Here is a 12,460-nt window from a genome sequence, read left to right on the forward strand (position 1 = left end):
ATCGACGCGCTGCCGCTGACCGAGGCGACGGGTCTGCCGTTCGCGTCCGGCAAGGACGGGGTCGCGCACGCGTGCGGGCACGACGCGCACACCACGATCCTGCTGGGCACGGCGTTGGCGCTGGCAACGGCGCCGGAGCTGCCCGGGCGCATCCGGTTGATCTTCCAGCACGCCGAGGAGGTCATGCCGGGTGGCGCGCTGGACGTGCTCTCGGCCGGTGGGCTCGACGGCGTGGAACGGATCTTCGGATTGCACTGCGACCCGCGACTGCCGGTCGGCCGGGTCGGGGTGAAGCCGGGCGCGATCACCTCGGCCAGCGATCTGCTGGAGATCCGGCTGAACTCGCCGGGCGGGCACACCTCGCGGCCGCACTTGACCGCGGACCTGGTGCACGCGCTGGGCACGCTGGTCACGGGACTGCCCGCGCTGCTGTCCCGCCGCGTCGATCCGCGCACCGGGACGGTGCTGGTGTGGGGTGCGGTGCACGCGGGGGAGGCGCCGAACGCGATCCCGCAGAGCGGTGTGCTCACCGGCACGCTGCGCACCGGGGACCGGGGGACGTGGGCGGAGCTGGAGCCGCTGGTGCGGGAGCTGGTCGGCGGTTTGCTGGCGCCGCTCGGCGTCGGTTTCGACCTGCACCACCGGCGTGGGGTTCCGCCGGTGGTCAACGAGGCCGACAGCACCGAGTTGATGTCCGCGGCGATCCAGCGGGCGCTGGGTGAGCACGCGGTGACCGGTACGCCGCAGTCTTCCGGCGGGGAGGACTTCGGCTGGTACCTGGAGCACGTGCCGGGGTCGTTCGTGCGGCTCGGAGTTCGTTCCGGGCAGGCGCGGGCGCGGGACCTGCACCAGCCGACGTTCGATCTCGACGAGCGTGCGCTGCTGGTGGGAATCCGCGTGATGGTGGGGACCGCGCTGGCGGCCTTGGCGGAGTGAGCCGGCCCGGCCGGATGGCACTCACCCGATCGGGATGTATCTGTGCGGAGGTTCGCGGCCTCTATCAAGTATGACCGCGAACCTGCTCGCACGAGCTTCCCTGAGCCATCCACCTTCCCGCCGGGACGCGGACGTGCCGCGGCCGGAACCCGGCGATGCCGAGCGCTCCGATCTCCGCGATCCGGGCGCCGAGGCCGTCCCCGCAGGATCCAGGCACGGTGCGTTGACCGTGCCCGCGGCTGAGCACGTATTAGGTGCGGAGGCACTGCGCGCGTTGCTCGGTGACGGAACCTGGGTCGAGATCGTTCCCGGCGTCGCCGCACCATCCGGGCTCGCCGGGAAACCAGCGGTACGGGCCGAGGCGGCGTTGCTGCGCGCGGGACCGCACGCGGTCCTGTCCGGGCCGACCGCTGTTGCCATGCACGGTTGCACCGAGGCCGATGGTGCTGACTCCTTGCACGTGACGGTGCCTTACGACCAGCAGCCACGGCCGTCGCCGGGACTGGTGGTACGCCAAGCGTGGATCCGCGAGTCCGATGTGCTCGAACTCGACGGACTGCGGGTGTACACATTGGACGCCGCGTTGGCCGAATTGCTGTGCACCGGACCGCCGCGCACTGCGCTGGCTTGCCTGGAGCAGGCCATGGCGGTGCTCGGCGGTGCCGCGCTGCGGTTCCGATCCGCGGTGACCGAACAGGTGGCCCGCAGGAACGATCGCCGCGGTACTCGTCGTGCCGCGGAGTTGCTGGACTTGGCGCGCACCAGCCCCTCGGGTGCGATGCCGGTGGTGGCCCGGATCCACGCCGCGTCGGCGGGAGTTCAGGGATGAGCGCCGCCGGGAACGTCACATGTCGCCTTGTGATGAATGCAGTCAGATGCGTTATGTTCGGCGATGGACCCGGCTCGCCGAACCGAGCCCGTGCCGCAGTGCGACGTTTCGCGCGTAGTCGGCCCGGGCGCGTCACCGGGACTAGGAGGTCGCGAAGTGTCGCGAGAAGCCCCGCGGTCGTCAGCCGGTTCCGGGCAGATTCAGGTGGACCACGGCACGAGACGGGCTCCCTCCGCCACGGATGCGAATACCGGGCGGTGCGCGGCGGACACGGACTCGCACGCTCCGGATTCGACGCGCGGCGGGCGGATCGAGTTGGTGCTGCTCGACGTCGGCGGCCCGATCTACGACGACTCCTGGTATCGGGAGGCGCTGCTGCGCGCGACCTGCGAGCTGGTCGCGGAGAACGGCGGCGTGCTCGTGGAAGCCGAGTTCCAGCAGGTCTACGACGCCCGGCGGCAGTCGCAGAGCGGTTCGCTGCGAACCGCGATCGCCGAGCACTTCCTCGGACCCGGGCAGCGCGAGCGGTTGTCCGACCGGGCGGAGAGCTACTGGTTCTACCCGCCTGCGGCGCTGCACCCGGATGTGCTGCCCGCGCTGCGGGAACTGTCCGAGCGGTACCGGCTGGGGGTGGTCGCCAACCAGCGCGCGGTCGTCTTGGACGCGCTGCGGCGCGATGGAGTCGCAGGGTTCATCGACTTCTGGGCGATCTCCGAGCTGGTGGGAGCGGCCAAACCCGACCCGGCCATCTTCCGGCACGCGCTGCGGCAGGCCGGGGTGGCTCCGCAGCACGCGGTGCACGTCGGCAATCGCCTGGACTCCGACGTGCGCGGTGCACAGCAGCTCGGGATGCGCACGGTTTGGGTGGTGCGCGGCGAAGCTCCACCGGATCCGACGCAGCAGCAGCTGCGCGAGCCGGACATCGCCGTGTTCTCGCTGGCGGAAGCGCCCGGGGCGGTGGACCGGTTGCAGCAGCGAGTCCGGTAGCCGGCTGCCTGTTCCCGGGCGGCCCGGAGCCGCCCTGGCCCGTGCGGAGCCTGCGCTCGCGGTCGGCTGCCGGCGATCTCCGAGTGCACTCCGGACCCGCGCAGCTATTCGGCCAGCGGTTCCGGGACATCGGAATCGACCACGACCGCGTCGAAGTCGGTCAGCGGCACGGCGCGGATGGGCATGCCGCTGGCGCCGTACTGCTCGACGAGGCTTTCGATGCGCACGCGGCCGTGTGCGAGCACTTCCCGCCGGATCCGCTCGCGCCGCTGCTGCTGGGAGATCGTTCCGCCGTCCGCCTGGACCAGGTCGACCTCTCCACCGACGTGTGGCGATCGTGTGATCACCGCACGCGCGGTGTGCGGCGGCGGTTCTCGCCCAGCGGGGCGGGTGGAATCAGGGTCCGACGTTCCCGCAAGGACGGATGCGCAGCTTCTCCACGTAGTCCTCGGGAGCGCCCGCGGCCTCCGCCGCGTCGGCCATCACGCCGAGGTAGCGCGCGGACGGCAACCCGCCCTCGTAGGCGTCCAGCACGTAGAGCCAGGCCAGCACCGGACCGTCGAGTGTCTGCACGCGTAGCCGCAGCTTCTTGTGCATCTGCAGCTCGGAGCCTTCCCAGCGGTCGAGCTGTCGTTCGTCCTCGGGGCTGACGTCGTAAAGCACGGTGAACACTTGCTCGCCGGGGTGCTCGACGATCGTCGCCAGCGCGCCTTCCCAGCCGTAGTCCTCACCGCCGAAGGTCAGCCGCCAGTCCATCAGCCAGCCCGTTCCCGCCATCGGCGAATGCGGGGCTCGGTCCATCATCTGGGCCGGGTCCATGTTGGACCCGTACGCGGCGTACAGCGGCACGTCCCACAGGGTAGCGATCGTTGTGCCGGATGTCGGAGTGGACCACGTCACCGCTTGCGCGTCGGGGTTCCGGAAACCGGCGAATCGCCGGTACCACCCGGATCGGTGACGGTCCGCGCGGCGTACGGTGAGCCCGGCGCCCACAAGGCACGGAGCACGGGAGGAACGCAGAAGTGACCCGCATCGTGATCATGGGAGGCGGGCCTGCGGGCTACGAGGCGGCTCTGGTCGCAGCGCAGAACGGGGCCGACGTGACGCTGGTGGAGCCGGATGGCCTCGGCGGTGCGTGCGTGCTCTACGACTGCGTCCCCTCGAAGACCTTCATCGCTTCCGCGGGGGCCAGGTCGGCCGTGCGCGACGCCGGTGAGTTGGGCATCCGTGCGGTCGCGGACGGCATCGAGCCCGAGGTCGCCGTGGTGCACGGCCGGGTCAAGGGGCTCGCGCTGGCGCAGTCCGCGGACATCCGCTCGCGGGTGCGCCGGGAAGGTGTGCAGGTCATCGCCGGCCGGGCGCGATTCACCAACCCGGCAACCGGCTTGGCCCAGCACCACATCGGTGTCGAACGCCTCGACGGCGGAGTGGACGAGCTGGTCGCCGACGTGGTGCTGATCGCCACCGGTGCCACGCCGCGGGTGCTTCCCGGCGCGGTGCCGGACGGCGAACGCATCCTGGACTGGCGGCAGCTCTACGACCTGCCGGAACTGCCGGATCACCTGGCGGTCATCGGGTCCGGTGTCACCGGCGTCGAGTTCGCCTCCGCCTACACCGAGATGGGCGTGAAGGTCACCATGGTCTCCAGCCGGGACCGGGTGCTGCCGCACGAGGACGCCGACGCGGCAGGCGTGCTGGAAGAGGTCTTCGCCGAGCGCGGTACCGAGGTCGTCAAGCACGCCCGTGCGGAACGAGTGGAGCGCACCGACAAGGGCGTGCTGGTGCACCTCGCCGACGGCAGGCAGGTCGAGGCCAGCCACGCGTTGATGACCGTGGGCTCGGTGCCCAACACCGGTGACATCGGGCTGGACCGAATCGGCCTGGAGACCGACGGCGGCGGCTACGTACCGGTGGACCGGGTGTCCCGCACGAAGGTTCCCGGGGTGTACGCGGCGGGCGACTGCACCGGTCTGCTGCTGCTGGCGTCGGTGGCGGCGATGCAGGGACGCATCGCGATGTGGCACTCGCTGGGCGAGGGCGTCAGCCCGATCAAGCTGAAGACGGTCGCGGCCAACGTGTTCACCCATCCCGAGATCGCAACGGTCGGGATCAACCAGCAGGCGATCGACTCCGGCGAAGTCCCCGCGCGGACGGTGAAACTGCCGTTGGCGACGAATCCGCGGGCCAAGATGGAAGGTCTGCGGCGGGGTTTCCTCAAGGTGTTCTGCCGCCCGCAGACCGGTGTCGTCGTCGGTGGCGTGGTCGTCGCGCCGAACGCCAGCGAACTCGTGCTGCCCATCGCGCTGGCGGTGCAGAACCAGATCACCGTGGACAACCTGGCGAACACGTTCTCGGTGTACCCGTCGCTGACGGGCTCGCTGACCGAGGCCGGGCGCCAGCTGATGCGCCACGACGACCTCGACTGACCGGGTAAGCGGTCGTCCGGTTCGATCGTCCGGACCGCCTCCGCACCGAGCGGTCGTTTTCGCGGCCCGCGGTTCGGGAAGCCGGGCTCGGGAAGCACGGGAGGTTGCACGGTTATGTCCACACCGGTTCTGGTCTACGACGGTGACTGCGGTTTCTGCACGCGCAGCGTGCGGCTGGCCGAAAAGCTGCCGCTGCGCGCGGAGCTGACGCCCTGGCAGGAGGCCGACCTCGCCGCATTGCGCACCACCGAGCAGCGGGCGCGGCACGAGGTGCTCTGGGTCAACGAGGAAGGTCGCGTGTTCGGTGGGGCGCGTGCGGTGGCCGAACTGCTCAAGCATTGCGGCGTGCCGTGGTCGGTGCTCGGCGTGCTGATCTCGGCTCCGGTGCTGCGGACCCTTGCTGACCTGGCGTATCGCTGGGTTTCAGCCAACCGCCACCGGCTGCCCGGTGCCACGCCGGCCTGTCAGCTGCCTGCCGAGCAGCGGCCCGGCGCCTGACCCTCCGGAACGAACGCCCTGCGCCTGATCGCTCCGCGCCTGACCGTCGTTCTGGGCGCATGGGAGACAGCGCGCGTCCTTGCTGCGCACCCGGCATGAGCGGTTCGGAACTCGCGTTGACTCGCTGCGCGTCCCGCTCGTTGCCCGACTCGTTGCCGGACGGTCCGGCGCTGCCCGTCCCGCCAGGCACTGGACGGGGTTCACCTCGGGTGCACCCGCGGCGAATCTCGGCCGAAAGTATGAGAATCCCCGCCCGTCCGCTGGCCAGATGGCCGATCGATCGACTTTTCAGCGGCACTTCGGCCGATCCGGCGGCGCCCCGCACCCGCGTAACTTTGTGTCCGTCGGGGGAGAAACCGCAGGTGGTCACCGGTACAGGGGCATCCCGGTGATCACCTGCGGCGCGCGAGAACGGCGACTAGCCGGCGGGGTGAGCCCGGATAATCTGATGACAGGGTTTCGGCGGCGCGGTTACGGTCTCATTCATGCACCTGTTCTTTTTGTGACTGCACAGCGTCCGTGTTGACGCGCGCCGACTACGCGGTCGGCGCTTGCGTCCACGGCACGTCTCCACGTCCGGCCGCTCGATGCAGCGGCTCCCTTATCGGCTTGGAGTGAGTCAAGGTGCTGAAGAACCGCCGCGCGCACATCGCGTTCATGGCCGTGCCCGCGCACGGCCACGTGAACCCGGGACTGGGGCTGGTGACCGAGCTGGTGGCCCGCGGCCACCGGGTCACATATGCCACGACCACCGATTTCGCCCCGCAGATCGCGGAAGCCGGGGCCGAGGTAGTGCTGTACGAGTCGACGCTGCCCGCCGCGTCGACCCAGCAGGAATGGCCGGATGACCAGGCAGCCGCGGTGCTGCTGTTCGTCGAAGAGATGATCTCGGTGCATCCGCAGCTCGCCGCGAGCTACGACGCGGACCGCCCGGACCTGGTCATCTACGACATCGGTGCGTTGCAAGCGCCGGTGCTGGCCGAGCAGTGGGGCGTTCCTGCGCTGTGCCTGTCGCCCACGCACGTCGCGTTCGAGGGCTTCGAGGAGCAGTTCGGCTGGGAGGAAACTCCCGCCATGCGAGCGGTCTGGGAACGAGCCGACACGTTCTTCGCGGACGAGGGCGTGGACATGAGGTTCCGGACGATGAGCCCGCAGCGCTGCATCGTGACGATTCCGCGCTCGTTCCAGTACTGCGGCGAATCGGTCGGCGACGAATACACCTTCGTCGGCCCGATGCTCACCGAGCGGGCGTTCCAGGGGCATTGGGAAGCGCCGGACGACCGGCCGGTGCTGTTGATCTCGATGGGCTCCGCCTACACCGACCAACCCGAGTTCTACCGCAGCTGCCTGGCCGCGTTCGGCGAGCTGGCTTGGCGGGTGGTGCTGACCATCGGCAAGGTCGTCGAACCGGCCGATCTCGGCCCGATCCCGCCGAACGTGGCAGTGCACCGGTGGGTGCCGCAGCTCAGCGTGCTGTCGCAAGCCGCGGCGTTCATCACGCACGCCGGGATGGGCGGCACGACGGAGGGGATGTACCACGGCGTCCCGATGATCGCGGTGCCGCAAGCCGCGGACCAGTTCGCCAACGCCGCACGGCTCGCCGAACTCGGGCTGGGCGTGCACCTGCCGAGCGCTGATGCCACGCCCGAAGCACTGCGCAAAGCGTTGGAGCAGGTGACCGGTGATCCGGCGATCGCTTCCCGGCTGCGCGCGGTGCGCGACGAGATCCGGGAAGCCGGCGGGGTGCGCCGGGCCGCCGATGTCGCCGAGCAGCAGCTGCGCTGACCGCATGGGCGGTGGGATCACCGGAAAAACCGGTATCCCGCCGCCGCGTTTTCGTGAACACTGCGGCGACATGCGGAAACCGAACGAGCAGCTGCACCACGACGGGGTGGACCTGCGCCGGTGGCGTCTGGAGGACGCCGCCGTGGCTTTCCGGGTGGTGACCGAGTCGCTGGACCACTTGGCGCCGTGGATGCCGTGGGCGAGGCCGGACTACGACCTGAAGACGGCCACGGACTTCGTCAGCAGCAGCCGCAGCGATTGGGAGCAGGGCAAGGCGTTCGACTACGCGGTGCTGGGACCGGGCTCGGACGTGATCGGTTCGGCCAGCCTGATGGCGCGGATCGGCCCAGGCGGGTTGGAGATCGGCTACTGGCTGCACCGCGATCACGTGGGCCGCGGCATCGTGCGGCGGGCGGCGCGGGCGCTGGTGGACGAGGCCTTCCGGATCGGCGCCGACCACGTCGAGATCGTGCACGACGAGGCCAACCTGCGCAGTCGCGCCATCCCGGAAGCGCTCGGGTTCACCCAGGTCGACCGCCGCGACGCGACCGATCCGCCAGCGCCGGCCTGCACCGGTGTTCAGCTGGTGTGGCGCCTGGCGGCATCGGAGGCCGTGCAGCGCAGCTCGTGAGCCGGTCACCACCAACGCCGTGGCCTTGAGAATTCACAGGACAGCAGGTTGCCAGTGCGAAACACGAGACCGGTGAGTCGACGGATCCGCTGCTTGCGCAGATCATTTCCGCAACGTCCGGAAGCCCTGTTTCCGGGATCGACGGAAGTGCCACAGCGCCAGGTGGTGAAGCTGCTGGCGGATCGCCGCGGTGCGAATGATACGGATGGCGGAGATCCCGGAATCCCGTGTAGGGGAGTCCGGGATCACTTGTCCTATTTCATCGCTGTGCGCTCAGAGTCAGTCCTGGTGATCCCACCACTCGGCCCACAGTACCCACGCATTGGGGTCGTCTTGTTGCTGCAGCTGAGGTCTTATTGCGTCGGAAACGCACTCCGGTGAACGCAAAAACGGCGGCGTGCTCGCGTCGCCGCCGGAAAGCAGCGGGGCGCGAGCACGCCGCCGGAATTCGCCGCGTCCGTCCGGGGCACTCGGCCGGGCGCGGCGAACGTTTTCAGTGGAACCGGATCATTCGACCCAGCCGAACGTCTTGGTGACGGCCTTCTGCCACTGGTGGTACTCGGCGGCGCGCCGGTCCTCGGCCATCAGCGGGTCCCACTGCCGGTCCTTGGCCCAGTTCGAGCGGATGTCCTCTTCGCCGCTCCAGAAGCCGACCGCGAGCCCGGCGGCGTAGGCCGCGCCGAGCGCGGTGGTCTCGCTGACCGTCGGCCGGATCACCGGGACCCCGAGGATGTCGGCCTGGAACTGCATGAGCAGCTCGTTGCCGACCATGCCGCCGTCCACCTTCAGCGACTTCAGCGGCACCCCGGAGTCGGCGTTCATCGCGTCGATGACCTCGCGGGTCTGGAACGCGGTCGACTCCAGCACCGCCCGGGCCAGGTGCCCGCGGTTGACGAACCGGGTGAGCCCGACGATCGCGCCGCGCGCGTCGGAGCGCCAGTGCGGTGCGAACAGCCCTGAGAACGCGGGCACGAAGTACGCGCCGCCGTTGTCGTCCACGGTCCGCGCGATCTGCTCGATCTCCGGCGAGCTGCCGATCAGCCCGAGGTTGTCCCGCAGCCACTGCACCAGCGACCCGGTGACCGCGATGGAACCTTCCAGGCAGTACACCGTGTCCTTGGAGCCGATCTTGTAGCCGACCGTGGTGAGCAGCCCGTTCTCGCTGAGCACCCGCTCGGTCCCGGTGTTGAGCAGCAGGAAGTTGCCGGTGCCGTAGGTGTTCTTGGCCTCGCCGGGCGACAGGCACGCCTGGCCGAACGTGGCCGCCTGCTGGTCCCCGAGGATGCCGGCGATCGGCAGGCCGCCGAACACGCCGCGTTCCCGGAAGTGCCCGTAGACCTCGGAGGACGAGCGGATCTCCGGCAGCATCGACATCGGCACGCCGAGCTGGCGGCAGATCTCCGGGTCCCACTCCAGCTTCTCCAGGTCCATCAGCAGGGTCCGGGAAGCGTTGGTCGGGTCGGTGACGTGCAGCCCGCCGTCCGGGCCGCCGGTGCTGTTCCACAGCACCCAGGTGTCCATGTTGCCGAACAGCAGCTCACCGTTCTCCGCGCGGGCGCGCACGCCGTCGACGTTGTCCAGGATCCAGCGGATCTTGGTGCCGGAGAAGTACGGCGACAGGGTCAGCCCGGTCTGCTGGTGGAACCGGTCCTGCCCGCCGTCGGCGGCGAGTTCGCTGACGATGGAGTCGGTGCGGGTGTCCTGCCAGACGATCGCGTTGTAGACGGGTTTGCCGGTGGCCTTGTCCCACACGACCGTCGTCTCGCGCTGGTTGGTGATGCCCACCGCGGCGATCTCGGAGTTGACCAGGTCGGCCTTGGCCAGCGCCCCCGCGCACACCTGCCGGGTGTTGCTCCAGATCTCCTCGGGATCGTGCTCGACCCAGCCCGCCTTCGGGAAGATCTGCCGGTGTTCGACCTGGTCGACGGCCACCGTCCGGCCGGAGTGGTCGAAGATCATGCAGCGGGTGGAGGTGGTGCCCTGGTCGATCGCGGCGACGTAGGAGGCCATGGTGTCGTCCTTTTCGGAGGTTTCCTGCGGGTTCGCGCGTGGCGGGGGTCAGTGTCACCCGGGGAACGTGCCGCGGGCATGGCAGCCCGGCTCGCTCACGTGGCCGGCAGCACCGAGGCCAGCGCCCCGGCCAGCACGCCACCGATGATCGGCCCGGCGATCGGGATCCACGAGTAGCCCCAGTCAGCGGAGCCCTTCCCGCGGATCGGCAGCAGCGCGTAGGCGATCCGCGGGCCGAGGTCGCGGGCCGGGTTGATGGCGTACCCGGTGGGGCCGCCGAGCGACGCCCCGATGCTGATGACGATGAAGGCGACCGCCGCGTAACCCAGCGCGTCGTTGCCGAACTCCATCGATCCGTCCGGGCCGCGCTCCGAGCCAGGGGTCTGGATGATCCACAACACCAGCACGAAGGTGCCGATGATCTCGGTGACCAGGTTCCACGGCGCGTTGCGCACGGTCGGAGCGGTGTAGAAGATGCCGCCGGTCTGGGCAGGCTCGTCGTGGGTGTCGAACTGGAGCTTGTAGGCGGCCCAGCACAGCACGGCGCCGAGGACGCCGCCGGCGATCTGCGCGACGATGTAGGTGGGCACCTGTGACCAGGGCACTTGACCGTCCACCGCGAGCCCTAACGTCACCGCCGGGTTGATGTGCGCGTCGGTGGGCGCGGCGATGCTGGCGCCCGCGAAGACCGCGAAGCCCCAGCCGAAGTTCACCAGCAGCCATCCGCCGCTGTTCCCGAGCGTCCGGCGCAGCGTCACATTCGCGACCACACCGCACCCGAGCAGGGTGAGCATGGCCGTGCCCAGCATCTCCCACAGGAAGATCTCGCCGAGGTTCATTCCGATCCCCTCAATCGCGGCGCCGTCGGCGCGGTCGAGTGCAGCTCATGTCCGAGGTGGGTACCGGGGAGGCCCCGGGTGATCGGCTCGAACGGCCCGCGCTTGCGAGCGGTCGACGGGTGCGCATCGGCGCGTCGGCCTCCTCCGTTGGAGCTGCTCCGGCGCTCGGACCGCGCCGGAGAACACGGTCACATTAGACTTGTGAAAACAAACATTGCAATAGGTTCAGGATGGTGTTTTTATCGAATAAGACGGTGTAGCTGCGGTCGGCTCCGTCCGTGCCGAGAGGCGCGGGGCCAGCCGACGGGCTCGGCAAGGAGGATGGGCACCCGATGCAGGAAGTCCCCGCTGGGGATACGGCGGTGAGGGGGACATCGATGTCCGCGACATCCGGCAGGCGCCCGTCCGGCAAGCAGCAGGACCGGCGGCGGCGCATCACCGAGCTGGTGATGGCCGAAGGGACGCTGCGCATCGACGACCTGGTGGCCACCGTGGGCGCCAGCGCGATGACCGTGTACCGCGACTTGGCGGACCTCGAATCCCAGGGACTGGTGCACCGCAACCGCGGCTACGTCTCCGCGGCCTCCTCGCTGCTGTACGAGGCGGCTTCGGAATACCGGATGCAGCAGAACGAGGCGGAGAAGCACGAGCTGGCCGGTGCCGCCGCGGAACTCGTCGAACCCGGGCAGGCCCTGGTGCTCGACGACTCCACCACCGGCGTCTACCTGGCGCGGAAGCTGCCGGAGCGGACTCCGCTGACCGTGGTGACCAACCACCGCGGCGTGTTCGGCGAACTGGCCGGGCAGCAGGGCGTGCACCTGATCTCGATCGGCGGCGACTACTTGCCGTGGGCGGACGCCTTCGTCGGCGGCATGGCGCTGGACGCGCTGCGCGGCCTGCGCGTCGACCAGGCGATCATGTCGGTCTCCGCGGTCACCGACGGCATCTGCTGCTACCCGCAGCAGGAGATGGTGCAGCTCAAGAAGGCCATGCTCGCCGCGGCCAGCCGGCGAGTGCTCTACGTCGACCACACCAAGTTCCGCAGGCGCGCGCTGCACGCGGTCGCGCCAGCGGAGGACTTCGACATCGTGATCGTCGACTCGCACACGCGCGAAGCGGACATCGAGGTGCTGCGCGAGCGCGGCGCCACCGTCCGGCGCACCGCGGAGATCGGCGCGAACACGGCGAAAGAGGACCCGCAACCGGGTCCGACCAGCAACGGCGCGGCAGGCGTGCAGGACGCAGGCCGGGCATGATGACCATCGCTGGACGTGCCGAGCGGGCGCGGGTCGGCGGTGATCGCGATTCGAGCGAGGAGGACGCCTGGTGTCCCACGACGACAAATCATCCGCGAACGCCGGCGCGAGCGAGGCGACGCGCGCGTCCGAGGCTGCCGGGGGCAGGCTCGGCCCGTCCGATCGGGAACGCAACTGGCAGCGGCTGAGCTCCGAGGACTTCGACGTCGTCGTGATCGGCGGCGGCGTCACCGGCGCGGGCACCGCGCTGGACGCGGCGACCC

General features: G+C 69.9%; 12 protein-coding genes and 1 pseudogene. 9 read left to right on the plus strand and 4 right to left on the minus strand.

The window, feature by feature from the left end:
• From IJH84_RS24390 to IJH84_RS24400, 3 genes are all read left to right on the plus strand, one after another.
• Positions 1-936, plus strand: a 936-nt coding sequence (locus IJH84_RS24390; protein ID WP_295149532.1) for an amidohydrolase, incomplete at its 5' end; no start/stop codon positions are given.
• Positions 937-1,006: 70 nt separating this feature from the next.
• Complete coding sequence (locus tag IJH84_RS24395) at positions 1,007-1,765, plus strand: hypothetical protein (protein ID WP_295149534.1); 759 nt, start codon at positions 1,007-1,009, stop codon at positions 1,763-1,765.
• A gap of 318 nt (positions 1,766-2,083) precedes the next feature.
• Entirely contained in the window at positions 2,084-2,752 is a 669-nt protein-coding gene (locus IJH84_RS24400) for an HAD family hydrolase (RefSeq protein WP_295149535.1), read from the plus strand.
• A gap of 104 nt (positions 2,753-2,856) precedes the next feature.
• On the opposite strand, the gene IJH84_RS24405 is transcribed toward IJH84_RS24400, so the two are convergent.
• Positions 2,857-3,099 (minus strand): hypothetical protein, encoded by a 243-nt coding sequence (locus IJH84_RS24405; protein ID WP_295149537.1) that lies wholly within the window; start codon positions 3,097-3,099, stop codon positions 2,857-2,859.
• A 49-nt stretch (positions 3,100-3,148) separates the two neighbouring features.
• Complete coding sequence (locus tag IJH84_RS24410) at positions 3,149-3,601, minus strand: gamma-glutamylcyclotransferase (protein WP_200068619.1); 453 nt, start codon at positions 3,599-3,601, stop codon at positions 3,149-3,151.
• A gap of 173 nt (positions 3,602-3,774) precedes the next feature.
• Between IJH84_RS24410 and IJH84_RS24415 the strand changes: the two genes are divergently transcribed.
• The 4 genes from IJH84_RS24415 (at position 3,775) to IJH84_RS24430 (ending at position 8,092) form a co-directional block, all read left to right on the plus strand.
• Positions 3,775-5,178, plus strand: a complete 1,404-nt coding sequence (locus IJH84_RS24415) for an NAD(P)H-quinone dehydrogenase (protein WP_295149540.1) — start codon at positions 3,775-3,777, stop codon at positions 5,176-5,178.
• Between the two features lie 114 nt (positions 5,179-5,292).
• Positions 5,293-5,676, plus strand: coding sequence for a thiol-disulfide oxidoreductase DCC family protein (locus IJH84_RS24420; RefSeq protein WP_200068621.1), 384 nt, complete (start codon positions 5,293-5,295; stop codon positions 5,674-5,676).
• Between the two features lie 624 nt (positions 5,677-6,300).
• Positions 6,301-7,461, plus strand: a complete 1,161-nt coding sequence (locus IJH84_RS24425) for a macrolide family glycosyltransferase (RefSeq protein ID WP_295149542.1) — start codon at positions 6,301-6,303, stop codon at positions 7,459-7,461.
• Positions 7,462-7,531: 70 nt separating this feature from the next.
• Positions 7,532-8,092 (plus strand): GNAT family N-acetyltransferase, encoded by a 561-nt coding sequence (locus tag IJH84_RS24430; protein ID WP_295149544.1) that lies wholly within the window; start codon positions 7,532-7,534, stop codon positions 8,090-8,092.
• A gap of 507 nt (positions 8,093-8,599) precedes the next feature.
• On the opposite strand, the gene glpK is transcribed toward IJH84_RS24430, so the two are convergent.
• Together glpK and IJH84_RS24440 are read right to left on the minus strand one after the other, a co-directional pair.
• The gene (gene glpK / locus IJH84_RS24435; RefSeq protein ID WP_295149546.1) at positions 8,600-10,102 is read right to left on the minus strand and encodes a glycerol kinase GlpK; all 1,503 of its coding nucleotides are present in this window, start codon (positions 10,100-10,102) and stop codon (positions 8,600-8,602) included.
• Between the two features lie 95 nt (positions 10,103-10,197).
• A complete protein-coding gene (locus tag IJH84_RS24440) occupies positions 10,198-10,941 on the minus strand; it encodes an MIP/aquaporin family protein (protein ID WP_295149548.1) in 744 nt (247 codons plus the stop codon).
• A gap of 377 nt (positions 10,942-11,318) precedes the next feature.
• Between IJH84_RS24440 and IJH84_RS24445 the strand changes: the two genes are divergently transcribed.
• Together IJH84_RS24445 and IJH84_RS24450 are read left to right on the plus strand one after the other, a co-directional pair.
• Entirely contained in the window at positions 11,319-12,197 is an 879-nt protein-coding gene (locus IJH84_RS24445; RefSeq protein WP_233628530.1) for a DeoR/GlpR family DNA-binding transcription regulator, read from the plus strand.
• Between the two features lie 70 nt (positions 12,198-12,267).
• Positions 12,268-12,460 (plus strand): annotated as a pseudogene (locus IJH84_RS24450) (glycerol-3-phosphate dehydrogenase); the annotation flags it as partial.

It is taken from the genome of Saccharopolyspora sp., from assembly GCF_017434145.1.
Classification (GTDB): Bacteria; Actinomycetota; Actinomycetes; order Mycobacteriales; family Pseudonocardiaceae; genus Saccharopolyspora_C; species Saccharopolyspora_C galaxeae.